Origin of the sequence: Streptomyces sp. AcH 505 (assembly GCF_000818175.1) — a bacterium.
Classification (GTDB): Bacteria; Actinomycetota; Actinomycetes; order Streptomycetales; family Streptomycetaceae; genus Streptomyces.
Genome location: NZ_JTIY01000001.1, coordinates 1,562,294 through 1,578,981 on the forward strand (window position 1 = coordinate 1,562,294; position 16,688 = coordinate 1,578,981).

The following is a 16,688-nucleotide window of genomic DNA, read 5'->3' on the forward strand; positions in this document are numbered from 1 at the left end:
CAGCGGGGCGTCGCGCCCGTACGGCTGCTGCTGAGCGCCGGGGTGCGGCTGGCGGCGGGCAGCGGGGCGCTACGGGACGTGTCGAACCCGGTGGGGCGCGGGGACCCGCTGGAGGCGGGCTATCTGCTGGCGGCGCAGAGCGGGCTGCGGCCCGCCGACGCGTACGGCGCGGTGAGCACGGCGGCGCGGGCGGCGATGGGGCTCGGTGAGGTGCGGGTGGAGGCGGGGTTCCCCGCCGAGCTGCTGGCGGTGCGCGGCGAGCGGATCGCGGGCGTGCTGTCGCAGGCGTACAGCAGGATCGTCATCCACCGGGGGCGGGTGGTGGCGCGGACCAGTGCCGTACGGGAGTACTGCGACTCGGCGACGGCGGTGGTGACGGAACTGCCGCGGCAGGGACGGTCGGGGTCGGACCCGGGGGCGTGAGCGGTGCCGGTGTCCCGGTGGCCGCGTCCGGGCGCGCGGTGGGCGTCCCCGACGTACCGTCGTGAGCATGCGAATTGTGATCGCCGGAGGACATGGTCAGATCGCGCTACGGCTGGAGCGGGTGCTCGCCAGGCGCGGACACGAGGTGGCGGGCATCATCCGCAACCCCGAACAGGCGGACGAGCTGCGGGCGGCGGGCGCCGAACCGGTCGTCCTCGACCTGGAATCGGCCTCGGTCGAGGAGACCGCCGAGGCGCTGCGGGGCGCGGACGCCGCGGTGTTCGCCGCGGGCGCGGGCCCGGGCAGCACGACGGAGCGCAAGGACACGGTGGACCGGGCGGCGGCGGTGCTCTTCGCGGACGCGGCCGAGCGGGCCGGTGTGCTGCGCTACGTCATCGTCTCGTCGATGGGCGCCGACGCGAACCACCAGGGCGACGGCATCTTCGACGCGTATCTGCGGGCCAAGGGCGCGGCTGACGACGACGTACGGGCCAGGGAGGGTCTCGACTGGACGGTGCTGCGGCCGGGCGCCCTGACGAACGACGACGCCATGGCCGGGGTGCGGCTGGCGAAGTCGACGGGCCGGGGCGAGGTGACGCGCGAGGACGTGGCGGAGGTCATCGCCGAGCTGCTGGCGACCCCGGGGACGGGGAAGCTGACGCTGGAGCTGATCGGCGGCACGACGCCGGTGGCTGACGCGGTGAAGGAAGTCGCCGAGGACCGATGAGTTCCGGTACCCCGGGCGGTCGTCCCTGTCGTCGGCATCGACCGTGAGTATCTGAGTACCAACGACGACAGGGACGAAGGCATGAGCGAGGTCATGGGTGACGAGATGAGCGGAACCCGGCCGCCGGTGGTCGTCCGGCGCCAGGAGCAGCCGTACGTGGCCATCGGCAGGTCCGTCCGGATGGGCGGCCTCGCGGAGGTCGCGCACCAGCTGCCGAAGGTCATCGGCTGGCTGCGCGACCAGGGCCTGGAACCGGCGGGGCCGGTGTTCTTCCGCTACCGGACCGTCGACATGGCGGCGGAGCTGGAGGTGGAGGCCGGCGTGCCGGTCGCCGTACTGCCCGAGCCGGACGGCGAGATCACCGCCGGCACCCTGCCCGCCGGCCACTACGCGACGCTGACCCACATCGGGTCGCCCGACGGGCTGGTGGGGGCGACCAGGCGGCTGCTGGACTGGGCAGCGGGCGAGGGCCTGGAGTGGGACATGACGGAGGAGGCCGGCGCGCAGCGCTGGGGCTGCCGGATGGAGTCGTACCTGACGGACCCGGCGGACGAGCCGGACACGGCCAAGTGGGAGACGGAGCTGGCGTTCCGGCTGGCGGACCTCGACCGGATCGGCGTCAACTGACGTACGGCGGCGGCGCCGCGCGGCGCTGTGTGCGAACACCGCCGCGCGGCGCTGTGTGCGAACGCACGGGCCCCCGATCCGCGTCCCGGCGGATCGGGGGCCCTGTCATGCGGGTGGTCGTCCCTCAGGTGCTGTTGCGACTACCAGCCGACGGCGACCTCAAGCCACTGCGGGTCGCCGTGCGAGACGAAGGACGACTGGCCGGCGTAGTCGTCGTACGGGAAGCCGTACGCGAGGTTGTTGATGGAGTGGTCGTGCCAGAACTTGGCGTAGTAGTTCGCCGGGGCGTCCTGGTAGTACAGGCCGGGCGTCGACCAGTCCGACTGGGGCAGCTGCGCGACATGGCGGTTGAGCGCCGAGCACATACCGGGGTCGTTGGCGAGCACGCCGGCGCAGCCGGTGATGTCGGAGGTCGGCGCGTTCACGCCGACCGACTGGGCGTAGCTGGTGAAGTAGTCGGCGTACTGGCCGCCGGCCCGGAAGTCGGGGGCGCTGCCGGGCGCGGGGATGCGGTACGGCGCCTCGACGTCGGCAAGCCCCTTGAACTCGGTGGGCACCTCGTCCTTGAACTGCTGGAAGGTGGCTTCCCTCGACTGCTGGAAGGTCTGGTAGTCCTCGCCGACCTGGACGTCGTACCCGTCGCTGGCGTGCAGCCGCATGGCGAGCTTGAGCGCGAACGCGTCGACGCGGGTGGTGTTGCCGTTGAACACGTCGTCGCCGACGGTGAATTCGATGAAGTCGGAGTACTTGCTGTCGGGCGCGCCGAGGAAGAAGTACATCCGGCCGGCCGAGTTGGCCGGCATGTCGATGTAGGGCTGCTCGGCGATGGAGTGCACCTGGCCGTTGAAGCTCCAGTACACCTGGTCGTCCGGGTACTGGCCGTTGGTCTTGTTGAGGACCTTGACGGTGAGGACGTTCTGGGCGGGCGGGATGGTGCTGGTGTCGCCCCAGAACGAGTCCGGCGGCGGGTCACCCGCAGCCACACTCGCCTCGGCGGACCCGCCGGCGGACGCGCTGACCGCGTGCGCGGACGGGGCTGAGGTGGCGAAGGCGCACATCGCGAGGAGCGCCATGGCGATGGCGGCGATCAGATAGGTGGAGCGTCGGCGTGAATACGCGGACGTTGCTGTGGGGGGCATGTGTCCTCCCTGGCACGGATGGACGGCTGCGGACACTACGGGCCGCCGGCCAGGTGGCGACCACGTCCGACCTCGGGGAAGCACGTCACGCCCAGCCGGTGTGTGGGGACCGGACCCGGAACGTGAGAGCGCTCTCTTCGAGACTCACGCGTGTTACATGTCCTTGTCAATACACGCGCGCCGACCGATCCCCCGCGGGGGCACAACACGACGACGGCCCCCGCTCCGCGTCTCCGCGAACCGGGGGCCGTCGTTTTCCGTGTGGCGGCGCCAGGATTCGAACCTGGGAAGGCTAAGCCGGCGGATTTACAGTCCGCTCCCATTGGCCACTCGGGCACACCGCCATGGGATTTACTGCCGGTTGGAGCGGCCCATGTGGGCGGTGCTCCGTGGCAACGACGTAAACGATACCCGATGCCCGGGGGTGCTCCGCCACCCGATTGATCAGCGGTCGCAGGCCGCTCGGTTGACTAGGCTTGACGGCGGCGGCCGGCGGCGGCCGGCTCGTCGTTGGAGCACAGGACGATCACCCCACAAGCACCCGATACAAGGAGCCACAGGACATGGCCGACTCCAGTTTCGACATCGTCTCGAAGGTCGAGCGGCAGGAGGTCGACAACGCCCTCAACCAGGCCGCGAAGGAAATCCAGCAGCGCTACGACTTCAAGAACGTCGGAGCCTCGATCGGCTGGTCCGGCGACAAGATCCTGATGGAGGCGAACGGCGAGGAGCGGGTCAAGGCGATCCTCGACGTCTTCCAGTCCAAGCTGATCAAGCGCGGAATCTCGCTGAAGTCGCTCGACGTCGGTGAACCGCAGCTGTCCGGCAAGGAGTACAAGATCTTCGCCTCGATCGAGGAGGGCATCTCTCAGGACAACGCCAAGAAGGTCGCGAAGATCATCCGCGACGAGGGCCCGAAGGGGATCAAGGCGCAGGTGCAGGGCGACGAGCTGCGGGTCAGCTCGAAGAGCCGGGACGACCTGCAGACCGTGATCTCACTGCTCAAGGGCCAGGACTTCGACTTCGCGCTGCAGTTCGTCAACTACCGCTGACCGGTGGCTTGAGCTGCACCAACCAGCAGTGACCATGGCGGGAGGGCACCACGCGGGCACATCGCCGAGGGCTCCGCCGCGGCCCGCGTCGTGTCCTCCCCGTCCGCCCACGGATGTGGGCAGCTGTCGAGCGGCCCGACGGCCTGCACCGTCGGCCTGTACTCCAGTCCCGCAGGCCCGCGTGTTCTCATTCCCTCCGGGACGGGCAGCGCGCCTCCTCGCTGAGAGCCGCGGGATCAGGCGCCGGGGCGCCGGTTGTACGACTCCAGGGTGGCCTTGTTCGTGGAGGCGCTCTGGAAGACGAGTTCCCACGGTCCTGTGTTCACGTCGAACTCCTTGCCGAAGCCCACCCACTTGCCGGCCATGCGGCGGCCCGTCGGCTCGACGAGCAGCTGGATCGCGCCGTGGTAGCGGGCACCGAGGTAGTAGCCGTCCGATGCCGTCTGCTCGGTCCACGTCCCTGTCGCCACGTGGCTGTCTATCTCCAGATCCATTGTCAGCGGTGAGTCCGACGAGCCGGGCAGGCTTCGCGCGGAGAGCCGGTTGCCGTGCTGCAGCACGACGACGTAGTGCAGGCCGGTGAACGAGGCGTCGCGCCCGCTGGAGAAGTACTCGTACCGCGACAGCCAGACACCCGAGTAGTTGCTGCTCGTCGGTCGCGGCTCGGCGGCGGGGGCCGCAGGCGTGATACCGCTCTCGGAGGGTTCCACGTCGTGCCCGCCGTGTCCGTCGCCTGAGACACGAGCCAGGGGAACGGCCATGGCGAAGCCGAGGGATTCGATCGGGAGCCCGGTGACCGACTCAAGGGCGCGCGCATAGACAGGGCGAGGGGCGGCGGTCGAGCCGGACTCCCAGCGCTGTACGAGGCGCTTGTTGGCGTCGTTGGGCTGACCTGCGCGGGTGCCTGCGTCACGGACTGCGCGGGCGAAGTCGTCCTGGGACATGAGCATTCCCATGCGCACGGCCCGAAGCGTGGCGTTCGGTGTGGTCATGAGGTCCACGGTAGGCCCAACCCGCCGCGAATGACACCGCTTTGACGCCCCGTAGGTCGCCGCTTTGACGCCCATATCGACGCCGCGCAACACAGGTCCGAGGCGTCATCTTGAAGGCGTGACGAACCCAGTGCCTGACCGCGCCGCCACCGGGCGCGCTTGACCGGCCCGGCAGAACACGTGCCGAACAGCTCCCGATCCTCCGGCCGACAGCTGCGTCCTTCGCGTCGCCGGCCAGAACCGAAAATCCCGTCTCGACCGCCCCAACCCTGGACAGGTCGACGGCCGAGACGGGTTCCGCTCCATCAACTGAGGGAGAAACACATGAGTACCACCATCCATCAGGCCGCCGTACGGGATGCGCGGTCGTTACTCACCGGCGATGACTTCGCCGACGTCCGTGCCACCTTGATGGACAGCAACCCGGACATGGCTACGTCGCTCGCCAGCCGTATCGTCACCCAGGCACTCGCGTTCGTGGGCACGGCCGCCCGCTTCCCGACAGCGGACATCGCGCCCTCCCCCGTGGTCGACGAGGGGTGGCATGCCCTCATCCTCCACACGGCCCTGTACGCCGAGCTGTGCGACCGTCTCGGCAAGTTCGTCGATCACTACCCGCAGCGGCCCGAACCGTCCGGATACAGCCCCGACAGGATCGCCCATACCCTGGCGAAGATCACCGAGGCCGGTTACGCGGTCGACGTAGAGCTGTGGCGGGGTCCCGGGGACAACCGGATCACGGTCGGCGCGCGGACGTGGCACACGCCGCCCGGTGGCTGCGGGCCCATCACACCCATGCCGAGGCCGAAGCCGCCTGCGGGCGGGTAGGCTCGCCAGTCACTGCGGAAGGGGTGAGGGCCATGGAGTGGATCGATCCGCGCTACGCGGACCTGGTGAAGGCCATGAAGCAGGCCGCCGAGCAGCGGCGTGAGTCGGGCGATGCGCGACCCGTGCGTGGCTTCGTCGTTCCGCCCAAGCCCTGACCTGCGGACGTTGCCGTCGGCCTCGGCGTCGCCGGGAAGTGACTTCTCGGTGGCCCTCGTTGTGCGGCTTCGGGCGGTTGGGTGGGGCTGAGGGGAGCCGGGTGTGAACGGGGAGCTTTTTCCTCGGCCTCGGGCCGTTCTCGCGCCCGGCGCCGTGCATGTGCCCGGGTGGCTGTCCGAGGCGCGGCAGCGGGAGTTGGTGGTGGCCTGCCGGGACTGGGCGCGTGGGCCCGTGCCGATCCGGCACACCGTGCTGCCGGGTGGCGGCGTCATGTCCGTAGAGACCGTGTGTCTGGGCTGGCACTGGCAGCCGTACCGGTACACCCGCACGGCGGGGGACGTGAACGGTGCGCGGGTGGCTGAGCTGCCCGGATGGCTCGTGGAGCTGGGCCGGGCCGCGCTGGCCGACGCGTACGGCGACCCCAAGGGCGAAGGTCCGCCCGCCGGCGCCTCGTACGACTCCGTCTACACGCCCGACACCGCCCTGATCAATTTCTACGAGGGCGGCGCCGCCATGGGGCTGCATCAGGACAAGGACGAGAAGTGCGGGGCGCCCGTGGTGTCGCTGAGCATCGGTGACAGCTGTGTCTTCCGCTTCGGCAACCCGGAGACCCGCGGGCGGCCCTACACGGACGTGGAGCTGGCGTCCGGGGACCTCTTCGTCTTCGGCGGGCCTTCGCGCTTCGCCTACCACGGCGTGCCGAAGGTCTACCCGGGGACGGCGGGTCCCGGGACGGGTATGGCCGGCGGGCGGCTGAACATCACCCTGCGCGAGACGGGCCTCAGCGACGCGACGTCGAGTTCCCGAACAGCAGCCGGTAGATGATCAGCAGGACGAGCGCCCCGCCTATCGCGGCGAGCCAGGTCGGGCCGTCGAAGAAGTCCTTGCTGATCGGGTGGTCGAGCCACTTGGCCGAGATCCAGCCACCGACGAAGGCACCCAGGATGCCGACGACGATCGTGCCGAGCAGACCGCCCGGGTCCTTGCCCGGAAGCAGGATCTTGGCGATGGCCCCGGCGAGCAGTCCGAGGATGATCCAGCCGACAATGCCCATGGCATGACCTCATCTTTCGTCGCGTGCTGATCGATGCGTCTTCCTGCTGCCCACAGAGACGTAGTTGAGTCATGCATCGGTTGCGTCTTCATCGTGGACCACGCCACTGACAACCGGCCCCGGTATCGCTCGGGCCCTGGTCGGCCTGATACTGGCTGTGAGCGGCGACGACGGATGTCATACACGGAAGGCGCGCGATCATGAAGCTCTTGGAGCTGATCCTCAATGTCCTGTGGCTGATCTTCTGCGGGATCTGGATGGCGATCGGGTACGTGATCGCGGCGGTCATCTGCTTCGTGCTGATCGTGACGATCCCGTTCGGCATCGCGTCGCTGCGCATCGCGGGCTACGTGCTGTGGCCGTTCGGCCGCACCACCGTGGAGCGTCCCGACGCGGGCGACGCGTCGTTCATCGGGAACGTGATCTGGGTGGTCTTCGCCGGCTGGTGGCTGGCCCTCGGCCATCTGCTCACCAGCATCCCGCTCTTCATCTCGATCATCGGGATCCCGTTCGGCTGGGCGAACCTGAAGCTGATCCCGATCTCGCTGATGCCGCTGGGCCGCGAGGTCGTCCCGTCGGACGAGCGGTTCGCGGCCACCAGGACGACATCGGGCTGGTAGATGCCGGTCAGGGCCGGTCCGGTCAGCGCCGGCCGCCTGCCATCTTTTCCAGGCGGGCGATACGTTCCGCCATGGGCGGGTGCGTGGAGAACAGCTTCGAGAAGCCCTGCCCCGGACGGAACGGGTTGGCGATCATCATGTGGCTCGCCGCCTCGATCCTCGGCTCCGGCGGCAGCGGCAGCTGCTTCGTACCCGCGTCGAGCTTGCGCAGGGCGCTGGCGAGCGCCAGCGGGTCGCCGGTGATCTGCGCGCCCGACGCGTCGGCCTCGTACTCGCGGGAGCGGCTGACGGCCAGCTGGATGACCGAGGCGGCGAGCGGGCCGAGGAGCATGACCAGCAGGAAGCCGAAGATGCCGGGGCCCTCGTCGTCGTCCGAGCGGCCGAAGGGGATCAGCCAGGCGAAGTTCACCAGGAACATCACGACCGAGGCGAGCGCTCCGGCGATCGACGAGATCAGGATGTCCCGGTTGTAGACATGGCTCAGCTCATGGCCGAGCACACCGCGCAGCTCGCGCTCGGTGAGGATCTGCAGGATGCCGTCCGTGCAGCAGACCGCCGCGTTCCGCGGGTTACGTCCGGTCGCGAACGCGTTCGGCGCCTGGGTCGGCGAGATGTACAGCCGGGGCATGGGCTGGCGCGCGGCCGTGGAGAGCTCGCGGACGATGCGGTAGAGGTCCGGTGCCTCGAACTCGCTGACGGGGCGGGCGCGCATGGCGCGCAGCGCGATCTTGTCGCTGTTCCAGTACGCGTACGCGTTCGTACCGAGCGCCACGACGACGGCGACGATCAGTCCTGTCCTGCCGAAGAGACCGCCGATGACGACGATCAGCGCGGACAGTCCGACGAGAAGTACGGCTGTTCTCAGCCCGTTGTGCCGACGGTGCACGGTACGCCCTCCAATCTGCGGCAGGGGAACCCTTGCTCGGTGCTCCTCCACTCTTCAGTGGACCCTTCCGTACTGGTCAACGCCAGGCGGCGGGTACGGGTTCCCCTGCCCCCCGGCGGCCGTCGTACGCCGTACGGGTGGTGGGGAGCGCGGCGCGGCCCTCAGAAAAGGCTGGTGTCGGCGAAGCGCAGGACGAGCTGGGGCGCACCGGACAGGGCGACGGCCACGGCCGCCGTCAGGGCGATGGTGGCCGTGACGGCCGCCGGGGCGCGCAGGACCGCCGGCTGGAGGACCGCCTGCGGTCCTTCGGCGCCTGCGACGGCCCCGCCCTCGCCCGGTACGGCCCCGCTCCCGCCCGGTACGGCCCCGCCCTCCTGCTCGACCGCCGGGCGGAACAGGGTCGCCGTCCACCGGAGGTAGTAGTACAGCGCGACGACGACATTGACGGCCATGACGACGGCGAGCCAGCCGAGGCCCGCGTCGACCGCCGCGGCGAAGACCGTGACCTTGGCGAAGAGGCCGATGACGCCCGGGGGCAGGCCGGCCAGGCAGAGCAGGAAGAAGCCCATGGCGACGGCGACGACGGGGCGGCGGGCGTACAGGCCCTGGTAGTCGGCGATGCGGTTCAGCGGCTTCGTACGGGCCACCAGGGCCACGACGGCGAACGCGCCGAGGTTCACCACGGCGTACATCAGGGCGTACGCGACGGTGGAGCCGATCCGCCGCTCGCCCGCGTATCCGGCGGCGGCGATCGGGACGAGCAGATACCCGGCCTGGGCCACCGACGACCACGCCAGCAGCCGGACCGCGCTCCACGCGCGCGTGGCCGACTGGCGCAGCGCGGCGACGTTGCCGACGGTCATGGTGAGCGCGGCCAGTACGGCCAGTACGGGGCCCCACTCGTCGGCGTACGAGGGGAAGGCGACGACGGTCACCAGGATGAGCCCGGAGAAGCCGACGGCCTTGCTGACGACCGACAGATAGGCGGCGATGGGCAGCGGCGCGCCGACGTAGGTGTCGGGGACCCAGAAGTGGAAGGGCGCTGCGGCCGTCTTGAAGGCGAAGCCGACGAGGGTGAGGGCGACGCCGGCCTGGGCGAGGGTCTGGAACTGGGCGGGTACGTGGTCCAGTTCGGCGGCGATCCGGGTGAGGTGCAGGGAGCCGGTCGTGACGTAGACGAAGCTGACGCCGAGCAGCATCACGGCCGTCGCGGCGACCGACGAGAGGAAGAACTTGAGCGCCGCCTCGGCCGAGCGCCCGTCGCCGCGCTTGATGCCGACGAGCGCGAAGGCGGGCAGTGAGGCCACTTCGAGGGCGACGACGAGCGTCGCGAGGTCACGCGCGGCGGGCAGCAGGGCGGCGCCCGCGGCCGACGAGAGCAGCAGGAACCAGTACTCGCCCAGCGGCGGCTTTCCGGCGAGGTCGGGGTCGGCCGGGTCGGTGGAGTCGGTGAGCGAGAGCAGCGCGGTGAGCAGCGCCCCGCCCAGGACGAGCAGCTGGATGACGAGGGCGAAGTGGTCGGCGGTGTAGCTGCAGGTGTGGGCGTCGTCGGCGAGGCAGAAGGTGGAGCGGTCGCCGGCGCGCAGCGGCAGCAGCATGACGAGCGCGGCGACGAGCCCGGCGACGGTGATGCCGCCGAGGAGCCGCTTGCGGTGTTCGGGGACGAACAGGTCGGCGACGAGGACGATCAGCGCGGCCAGCGCGGCGATGGTGGGGGGCGCGACGGCCAGCCAGTCGACGGACTGGACGAGCCCGGCGGCCTGGGTGAGCCCGGCGGCGCTCCCTGCGGTCTCTGCGGCCACGGTCACGACTTGCCTCCTGCGAGGAGCTTCTGCACGGCCGGATCGGTGAGGCCGAGGAGGACCGCGGGCCACAGACCGCCGAGGACGGTGAGGGCGACGAGCGGGGTCCAGGCGGCGAACTCGTAGCCGCGTACGTCGGGGAGGTGCGGCACCTGCGGGGCGCGCTGGGATTGCGCGCCCTGCGCCGCCGCTCCGGGGGCGGCGCCCATGCACACGCGCCGTACGACGACCAGCAGGTACGCGGCGGTGAGCAGGGTGCCGATCCCCGCGACGGCCATGAAGGTGAGGAAGGCGGGGCGGCTGAGCCCGTCGGCGGGGTCGAAGGCGCCGAACATCGTGAGCATCTCGCCCCAGAATCCGGCGAGTCCCGGCAGTCCGAGGGACGCGACGGCCGCGAAGGCGAGAAGGCCGCCGAGCCGGGGGGCCCGGCCGTAGAGGGCCGCGCCGGTGGCGCCGGCGAGCGTGTCGAGGTCGGCGGTGCCGTAGCGGTCCTTGAGCGCGCCGACGAGGAAGAACAGCAGGCCGGTGATGAGGCCGTGGGCGATGTTCGCGAACAGCGCGCCGTTGACCCCGGTGGGGGTCATGGTCGCGATGCCGAGCAGGACGAAGCCCATGTGGCCGACGGACGAGTACGCGATCAGCCGCTTGAGGTCGCCGCCCGCGCCCTGCCGGGCGAGGGCGAGGCAGGCGAGGGACCCGTAGATGATGCCGGCGACGGCGAGCGCGGCGAGGTACGGCGCGAAGGTGTGCATCCCGTGCGGGGCGACGGGCAGGACGATCCGGACGAATCCGTACGTGCCCATCTTGAGCAGGACCCCGGCGAGGAGGACCGAGCCGACGGTCGGGGCGGCGGTGTGCGCGTCCGGGAGCCAGCTGTGCAGCGGCCACATCGGGGTCTTGACCGCGAGCCCGATCCCGATCGCGAGAACGGCGATGACCTGCACGGATGTACTCAGCCCACGGCCGTTGTCAGTGGCGAGTGCCACCATGTCGAAGGTGCCGGCCTTGATCCCGATCAGGAGCAGGCCGAGCAGCATGACCACGGAACCGAGCAGCGTGTAGAGGATGAATTTCCAGGCAGCGGCCTCCCGGCCGCCCGCCACGCCTTCCGAGCCGCCCCAGCGGGCGATGAGGAAGTACATCGGGACGAGCACCATCTCGAACGCCAGGAAGAACAGGATCAGGTCGAGGACGGCGAAGGTCGCCAGCGTGCCGGATTCGAGGAGGAGCAGCAGGGCGACGAATGCCTTGGGCGAGGGGCCCTGCGGCATTTTGAAGTAGCTGTAGAGCGCGCAGAGGAAGGTCAGCAGCGCGGTCAGGACGAGGAGGGGGAGCGAAATGCCGTCGATGCCGAGATGGATCCGCACGTCCAGTGCCGCGATCCAGCTGATGTCCGTGGTGGCCTGCATCTTCGACGCGTGGCCGTGGCCGCGGTCGAAGCCCAGGGCCAGCACGATCGCGGCGGCGAGGATCACGCCCGTGACGACGACGCCGTGCCGGAGCACGGCCTGGTCGGGGCTCTTGCCGCGCAGCCCGGGGGGTGCCGGGAGCAGGGCGGCGAGTGCGCCGACGAGCGGCCCGGCGACGATCAACGCCAGAAGGGCCTGCATCACGGACTCACTGATATCGATCACGGCTCACGCTCCGGCGGCGACGAGTACGGCGGCGATCGCCAGGACGAGCGAGCCGGCGAGCAGGGCGCTCAGGTAGGACTGCACGTTGCCGGTCTGCGCCCGGCGTACGGCGGCACCGAGCCAGCGGGTGCCGGTGCCCGCTCCGCGTACGTACGTGTCGACGACCTCGCGGTCGAGGAAGCGGACCAGCCGGGCCGCCGCGAGGACGGGGCGTACGAAGAGGGCGCCGTACAGGGCGTCGAGGTGGAAGCCCGCCGCCGCGTGCCGGTGCAGCCGTCCCAGCAGCAGCCGGCCGGGGTCGGCGGGGTCGTACGAGCCGGCGATGTCGCCGTAGACGGCCCGGTGGCTCTCGATGGCCTCTTCCTCGGAGAGGGCCGGCTCGGCGTCGGGGTGGGCGGAGACCGCGCCCATCGGACTGCCCGCCGCGAGGGCCGAGGTGTGCTTCCAACTGCCGTAGGTGGTCAGCCCGCCGACGAGCGCGACTCCCGTGCCCAGGACGGAGGTGGTGAGGGTGGGGGCGAGGCTGTGTCCGTCGAACCAGTCCGTGAGGTAGCCGATCGTCAGGCCGAGCCCGACGGTGGGGATCGCGAGCACCCACAGGACGGCGCTCATGGCGACGGGCTGTCTGCCGTGGGCCACGGCCTCGGGGCCGTGGCCGTGGAAGGCCAGCAGCCACAGCCGGGTGGCGTAGGCGGCGGTGAGCAGGGCGGTGACCAGACCGGCGACGAGCACGGTCCAGCCCGCGGCCCCGGGGGCGAGCGCGGAGTCGCCGAGGGCGGCGTGTTCGGCGGCGCCGAGCACGGACTCCTTGGAGAAGAAGCCGGCGAAGGGAGGGATCGCGGCGAGTGCGAGCAGGGCGACGGTCATCGTCCAGTACGCGTCGGGGATGCGTTTGGCCAGACCGCCCATGCGGGACATGGCGGCGAGCGAGTTGGTGCCGGCGGCGTGGATGACCACACCGGCGCCGAGGAAGAGCAGGGCCTTGAAAGCGCCGTGCGCGAGGAGGTGGAAGACGGCTGCGCCGCGGTCGCCGACGGCCAGCGCGCCGGTCATGTAGCCGAGTTGGCCGAGGGTCGAGTAGGCGAGGACGCGTTTGATGTCGTCCTGGGCGAGCGCGGCGAGCGCCGAGCCGACCATCGTCACCGCGGCCATGACGGCGAGGACGACCAGGGCCGCCCGTGAGGCGGCGAAGACGGGGAGGAGCCGGGCGACGAAGTAGACACCGGCGGCGACCATGGTCGCCGCGTGGATCAGCGCGGAGACGGGCGTGGGGCCCGCCATCGCGTCCGGCAGCCAGGTGTGCAGCGGGAACTGCGCCGACTTGCCCGCGACACCGGCGAGCAGCAGCAGCGCGATCAGCGTCGGATGGTCGAGTTCGCCGTTGCCGACGGCCGTCAGCACGCCGGTGACGCGGAACGTGCCCGTGTCGGCGGCGAGCGCGAACAAACCGATCAGGAAGGGGACATCGCCGAGCTTGGTGACCAGGAACGCCTTGAGGGAGGCGGCGCGCGCCTCGGGCGTCTCCCAGTAGTGGCCGACGAGGAAGTACGAGCAGATGCCCATGATCTCCCAGCCGACCAGCAGCACCATCAGGTCGCCCGAGTAGACGACGAGCAGCATCGCGGCGGTGAACAGCGAGACCAGGGCGGCGTAGGAGGGGTAGCGGGCGTCGTCGCGCAGATAGGCCGTCGAGTAGATCTGCACGCAGGAGGCGACGACGGCGACGAGGACGGCGACGAGCGCGGCGAAGCCGTCGATGTGCAGGGCCAGGTCGACGGGGACCGAGCCGGTCGGGGTGAGCTGGGTCGCCGCGTCCAGCGGTGCCTTGCCGCCACCGGCGCCGCCGCCCTGCCGTACGGCCACGAGCACGGCCAGCACGGCGGAGACGAGCGGCGGCAGGACGGCCAGCGGGCGGACGAATTCGGGTGCGGTACGGCCGAGCAGCAGCCCGGCCGCCGCGCCCAGGAACGGAAGGAGCGGGACGAGCACGGCGAGGGTCGTGGTGTTCACGCGCTGGCCTCGGCATTCTCGGCGGGTCCGTCGGGCGTGCCCGCCTCGGCGGTGTCCCGGAGCCGGTCGATGTCCGAGGTGCCGCGGTTGCGGTACACGGCGAGGACGATCGCCAGGCCGATGCCGATCTCGGCGGCTGCGACGGCGATGACGAACAGGGTGAGCGCCTGGCCGGCGTGCAGGGTGTCGCGGAGCCAGGCGTCGAAGGCGACCAGATTGAGGTTGACGGCGTTGAGCATCAGCTCGACCGACATCAGCACGAGGATCGAGTTGCGGCGCGCGAGCAGCCCGTAGACGCCCGTGCAGAAGAGGAGGGCCGCCAGCACGGCGGGATAGACGAGATGCATCAGCGCTGCTGCTCCTCACCGCTGGCGGCACGGCTCTTCTTGCGGGACAGGACGATCGCGCCGACGAGCGCGGCCAGCAGCAGCACGGACAGCGCCTCGAACGGCAGCACCCAGTGCCGGAACAGGATCTGCCCCGACACCTTCGTGGAGCCCTGCGCCGGTCCGTCCAGATCGATCCAGGTCGTGCGGAACGCGTCGACGACGACCCAGACCAGGGCCGCAGCGGCGAGGACGGCGACCGCGAGGGCCGCGGCCCTGTTGCCCGAATCGGCGTCCGGCGAGCGGCCGATGGGGGCTCTGGTGAGCATCAGACCGAAGAGCAGGAGGACCACCACGGAACCGACGTAGATCAGGACCTGCACCCAAGCGATGAACTCCGCCGTCAGCAGCAGGTATTCGACGGCCAGGCCGCCGAGCGCCACGATCAGCCAGAGCGCGGCGTGCACGAGCTGCTTGGTGGTGACGGTGACGAGCGCGGCGCCGAAGGTGACCAGGCCCACCAGCAGGAAGGTGATCTCGACGCCCGTCGGGGACAGGAAGCCGGGTCCGGTGGTGGCAGCCGCTGCGGTCGCGGTCGCGGCGAGGGTCACTCGCCCGCCCCCGCTTCCCGCTGTTCTCCCGGCTGCTCGTCCCGCTGCTCCGCCAACTGCCGGGCGGCCTCGGCCTTGTCGACGGCCTTGCGCGCGGCGCCGATCTCCTTGGGCTCCTCGGCGCCGGGGTCGAGCGCGGGCGGCGCGGGGACCGTCCACATCCATTCGCGGAGCTTGTCGCGTTCATGGGTCAGCTCGTGGATGTCGGTCTCCGCGTACTCGAACTCCGGTGACCAGAACAGCGCGTCGAAAGGACAGACCTCGATGCAGATACCGCAGTACATGCAGAGCGCGAAGTCGATGGCGAACCGGTCGAGGACGTTACGGCTGCGCTCACGGCCGCCGGGGGCGGCGGCCGGGACCGTCTCCTTGTGGGAGTCGATGTAGATGCACCAGTCGGGGCACTCCCTGGCGCAGAGCATGCAGACCGTGCAGTTCTCCTCGAACAGGCCGATCACCCCACGGCTGCGGGGCGGGAGTTCGGGCTGGGCTTCCGGGTACTGCGCGGTGACGGTCTTCTTCGTCATCGTGCGCAGGGTGACGGCCAGGCCCTTGGCGAGGCCGCTGCCGGGGATCGGAGGAGCCACTAGGTGATCACCACCTTGACGATGCCGGTGAGGGCGATCTGAGCGAGGGCGAGCGGGATGAGGACGGTCCAGGCGAGCTTCTGCAACTGGTCCTCGCGCAGCCGCGGATAGCTCACCCGCAGCCAGATGACGACGAAGGCGAGCACGGCGGTCTTGAGCAGGGTCCAGACCCAGCCGAGCCCTTCGGCGCCGAAGGGACCGTGCCAGCCGCCCAGGAAGAGGACGGCGGTCAGCCCGGACAGGACGACGATGCCCGCGTACTCGGCGAGCAGGAAGAGGGCGAAGCGCAGCCCGGTGTACTCGGTGTAGGCACCGAAGATGATCTCGGAGTCGGCGACCGGCATGTCGAAGGGCGGGCGCTGGAGTTCGGCGAGCCCGGCGACGAAGAAGACGACACCGCCGACGATCTGCCACGGCACCCACCACCACGCGAAGGCGTCGAGGATGCCGGGCAGCGAGACCGTGCCGGCGGCCATCGCGACGGAGGCGGCGGCGAGCAGCATCGGCAGCTCGTAGGCGAGCAGTTGGGCGGCGGTGCGCAGCCCGCCGAGGAGGGAGAACTTGTTGGCCGAGGCCCAGCCCGCCATGAGCGAGCCGAGCACCCCGACGCCGAGTACGGCGAGGACGAAGAAGATGCCCGCGTCGACGGCCTGACCGACGGCGCTCCCGGACGGTCCGACGGGGATCGCGATCAGCACGATCAGATACGGCAGCAGGGCGACGGCGGGGGCGAGTTGGAAGACGCGGCGGTCGGCGGCAGCGGGGACGATGTCCTCCTTCTGCGCGAACTTCACCCCGTCGGCGACGAGCTGGGCCCAGCCGTGGAAGCCGCCCGCGTGCATGGGGCCGAGCCGGCCCTGCATATGGGCCATCACCTTGTGCTCGGTCTGCCCGACGACAAGGGGGAGGACCAGGAACGCGACGAAGACGACGACCAGCCGCAGGACGACGTCGAGCACGTCATTCACGCGTCTCCTCCGGGGCGGTCGGTCTCGGGGCGGTCCGTGTCCGGGCGGTCGGTGTCCGGGCGGTCCGTGTCCGGGCGGTCACCGGATTCCGGCTTCGGCTCCGGCTTGGATTCCGGCTTCGGCTCCGGCTTCGGCTCGCGCCAGGGTGCGTCGGCGGCCGGGGCCTGCTGGCTCGCCGAGCCCTCCGACACGCTGCGGGCGCGGCGTACGGGCCGCTCGGGCCGCTCCCCCGTCGCGGTGTCGGCC

18 protein-coding genes, 1 tRNA gene and 2 pseudogenes are annotated in these 16,688 nt (G+C 70.8%); 8 read left to right on the forward strand and 13 right to left on the reverse strand.

Translation table 11 applies throughout. From position 1 onward, the window contains the following. From HY68_RS44835 to HY68_RS07235, 3 genes and pseudogenes are all read left to right on the forward strand, one after another. Positions 1-423: pseudogene (locus HY68_RS44835) on the forward strand (hydrolase); the annotation flags it as partial. 67 nt (positions 424-490) lie between these two features. Next, positions 491-1,150, forward strand: coding sequence for an NAD(P)H-binding protein (locus tag HY68_RS07230; RefSeq protein ID WP_041995353.1), 660 nt, complete (start codon positions 491-493; stop codon positions 1,148-1,150). 81 nt (positions 1,151-1,231) lie between these two features. Next, positions 1,232-1,777, forward strand: coding sequence for a GyrI-like domain-containing protein (locus HY68_RS07235; RefSeq protein ID WP_241778490.1), 546 nt, complete (start codon positions 1,232-1,234; stop codon positions 1,775-1,777). A 140-nt stretch (positions 1,778-1,917) separates the two neighbouring features. Here the strand turns inward: HY68_RS07235 and HY68_RS07240 are convergent, their stop codons facing one another. Both HY68_RS07240 and HY68_RS07245 read right to left on the reverse strand, forming a co-directional pair. Further along, on the reverse strand, positions 1,918-2,916 hold the full coding sequence (locus HY68_RS07240; RefSeq protein WP_041985824.1) for a glycoside hydrolase family 64 protein: 999 nt from the start codon (positions 2,914-2,916) through the stop codon (positions 1,918-1,920). A gap of 262 nt (positions 2,917-3,178) precedes the next feature. Continuing rightward, a tRNA-Tyr gene (locus HY68_RS07245) sits at positions 3,179-3,260 on the reverse strand. Between the two features lie 219 nt (positions 3,261-3,479). Here HY68_RS07245 and HY68_RS07250 point away from each other — a divergent pair. Beyond that, positions 3,480-3,968 (forward strand): YajQ family cyclic di-GMP-binding protein, encoded by a 489-nt coding sequence (locus tag HY68_RS07250; RefSeq protein ID WP_041985827.1) that lies wholly within the window; start codon positions 3,480-3,482, stop codon positions 3,966-3,968. 236 nt (positions 3,969-4,204) lie between these two features. Here HY68_RS07250 and HY68_RS07255 read toward each other — a convergent pair whose 3' ends face one another. Continuing rightward, positions 4,205-4,960 (reverse strand): hypothetical protein, encoded by a 756-nt coding sequence (locus tag HY68_RS07255; RefSeq protein ID WP_041985828.1) that lies wholly within the window; start codon positions 4,958-4,960, stop codon positions 4,205-4,207. A gap of 324 nt (positions 4,961-5,284) precedes the next feature. Between HY68_RS07255 and HY68_RS07260 the strand changes: the two genes are divergently transcribed. The 3 genes from HY68_RS07260 to HY68_RS07265 all read left to right on the forward strand — a co-directional run bounded on the left by HY68_RS07260 (position 5,285) and on the right by HY68_RS07265 (position 6,769). Beyond that, entirely contained in the window at positions 5,285-5,788 is a 504-nt protein-coding gene (locus HY68_RS07260; protein ID WP_041985831.1) for a hypothetical protein, read from the forward strand. 32 nt (positions 5,789-5,820) lie between these two features. Beyond that, entirely contained in the window at positions 5,821-5,943 is a 123-nt protein-coding gene (locus HY68_RS46020; protein WP_277816753.1) for a hypothetical protein, read from the forward strand. A gap of 103 nt (positions 5,944-6,046) precedes the next feature. Beyond that, positions 6,047-6,769: an alpha-ketoglutarate-dependent dioxygenase AlkB gene (locus HY68_RS07265; RefSeq protein ID WP_041985833.1), complete on the forward strand. Its 723-nt coding sequence runs from the start codon at positions 6,047-6,049 to the stop codon at positions 6,767-6,769. Here HY68_RS07265 and HY68_RS07270 read toward each other — a convergent pair. Continuing rightward, the gene (locus HY68_RS07270; RefSeq protein ID WP_041985836.1) at positions 6,726-6,998 is read right to left on the reverse strand and encodes a GlsB/YeaQ/YmgE family stress response membrane protein; all 273 of its coding nucleotides are present in this window, start codon (positions 6,996-6,998) and stop codon (positions 6,726-6,728) included. The genes HY68_RS07265 and HY68_RS07270 overlap by 44 nt on opposite strands. A gap of 200 nt (positions 6,999-7,198) precedes the next feature. On the opposite strand from HY68_RS07270, the gene HY68_RS07275 reads away from it, so the two are divergent. Next, positions 7,199-7,618, forward strand: a complete 420-nt coding sequence (locus HY68_RS07275) for a YccF domain-containing protein (RefSeq protein ID WP_041985839.1) — start codon at positions 7,199-7,201, stop codon at positions 7,616-7,618. A 22-nt stretch (positions 7,619-7,640) separates the two neighbouring features. Here the strand turns inward: HY68_RS07275 and htpX are convergent, their stop codons facing one another. From htpX to HY68_RS43545, 9 genes and pseudogenes are all read right to left on the reverse strand, one after another. Next, positions 7,641-8,504, reverse strand: a complete 864-nt coding sequence (htpX, locus tag HY68_RS07280) for a zinc metalloprotease HtpX (RefSeq protein ID WP_041985841.1) — start codon at positions 8,502-8,504, stop codon at positions 7,641-7,643. A gap of 161 nt (positions 8,505-8,665) precedes the next feature. Then, positions 8,666-10,312: an NADH-quinone oxidoreductase subunit N gene (locus tag HY68_RS07285; RefSeq protein ID WP_041985844.1), complete on the reverse strand. Its 1,647-nt coding sequence runs from the start codon at positions 10,310-10,312 to the stop codon at positions 8,666-8,668. After that, entirely contained in the window at positions 10,309-11,916 is a 1,608-nt protein-coding gene (locus tag HY68_RS07290) for an NADH-quinone oxidoreductase subunit M (protein ID WP_041995357.1), read from the reverse strand. The genes HY68_RS07285 and HY68_RS07290 overlap by 4 nt, the downstream gene beginning before the upstream one ends. 27 nt (positions 11,917-11,943) lie before the next feature. After that, complete coding sequence (locus HY68_RS07295; RefSeq protein ID WP_041985847.1) at positions 11,944-13,950, reverse strand: NADH-quinone oxidoreductase subunit L; 2,007 nt, start codon at positions 13,948-13,950, stop codon at positions 11,944-11,946. Then, positions 13,947-14,297, reverse strand: coding sequence for an NADH-quinone oxidoreductase subunit NuoK (nuoK, locus tag HY68_RS07300; protein ID WP_041985850.1), 351 nt, complete (start codon positions 14,295-14,297; stop codon positions 13,947-13,949). The genes HY68_RS07295 and nuoK overlap by 4 nt, the downstream gene beginning before the upstream one ends. Next, positions 14,297-14,887 (reverse strand): NADH-quinone oxidoreductase subunit J, encoded by a 591-nt coding sequence (locus HY68_RS07305; RefSeq protein WP_041985853.1) that lies wholly within the window; start codon positions 14,885-14,887, stop codon positions 14,297-14,299. Before HY68_RS07305 ends, nuoK begins: the two co-directional genes overlap by 1 nt. After that, entirely contained in the window at positions 14,884-15,414 is a 531-nt protein-coding gene (locus tag HY68_RS07310; protein ID WP_041995359.1) for a 4Fe-4S binding protein, read from the reverse strand. Before HY68_RS07310 ends, HY68_RS07305 begins: the two co-directional genes overlap by 4 nt. A 59-nt stretch (positions 15,415-15,473) precedes the next feature. Next, entirely contained in the window at positions 15,474-16,442 is a 969-nt protein-coding gene (locus HY68_RS07315; protein WP_041985856.1) for a complex I subunit 1 family protein, read from the reverse strand. Beyond that, positions 16,439-16,688 (reverse strand): annotated as a pseudogene (locus HY68_RS43545) (NADH-quinone oxidoreductase subunit C); the annotation flags it as partial. The pseudogene HY68_RS43545 and the gene HY68_RS07315, both read right to left, overlap by 4 nt.

Bases quoted from the DNA above. Each gene is read 5' to 3' on its own strand.
- HY68_RS07230 (WP_041995353.1), top strand. From the start codon at position 491: ATGCGAATTGTGATCGCCGGAGGACATGGTCAGATCGCGCTACGGCTG.
- HY68_RS07235 (WP_241778490.1), top strand. From the start codon at position 1,232: ATGAGCGAGGTCATGGGTGACGAGATGAGCGGAACCCGGCCGCCGGTG.
- HY68_RS07240 (WP_041985824.1), bottom strand. From the start codon at position 2,916: ATGCCCCCCACAGCAACGTCCGCGTATTCACGCCGACGCTCCACCTAT.
- HY68_RS07250 (WP_041985827.1), top strand. From the start codon at position 3,480: ATGGCCGACTCCAGTTTCGACATCGTCTCGAAGGTCGAGCGGCAGGAG.
- HY68_RS07255 (WP_041985828.1), bottom strand. From the start codon at position 4,960: ATGACCACACCGAACGCCACGCTTCGGGCCGTGCGCATGGGAATGCTC.
- HY68_RS07260 (WP_041985831.1), top strand. From the start codon at position 5,285: ATGAGTACCACCATCCATCAGGCCGCCGTACGGGATGCGCGGTCGTTA.
- HY68_RS46020 (WP_277816753.1), top strand. From the start codon at position 5,821: ATGGAGTGGATCGATCCGCGCTACGCGGACCTGGTGAAGGCCATGAAG.
- HY68_RS07270 (WP_041985836.1), bottom strand. From the start codon at position 6,998: ATGGGCATTGTCGGCTGGATCATCCTCGGACTGCTCGCCGGGGCCATC.
- HY68_RS07275 (WP_041985839.1), top strand. From the start codon at position 7,199: ATGAAGCTCTTGGAGCTGATCCTCAATGTCCTGTGGCTGATCTTCTGC.
- HY68_RS07290 (WP_041995357.1), bottom strand. From the start codon at position 11,916: ATGCAGGCCCTTCTGGCGTTGATCGTCGCCGGGCCGCTCGTCGGCGCA.
- nuoK (WP_041985850.1), bottom strand. From the start codon at position 14,297: ATGCATCTCGTCTATCCCGCCGTGCTGGCGGCCCTCCTCTTCTGCACG.
- HY68_RS07310 (WP_041995359.1), bottom strand. From the start codon at position 15,414: ATGACGAAGAAGACCGTCACCGCGCAGTACCCGGAAGCCCAGCCCGAA.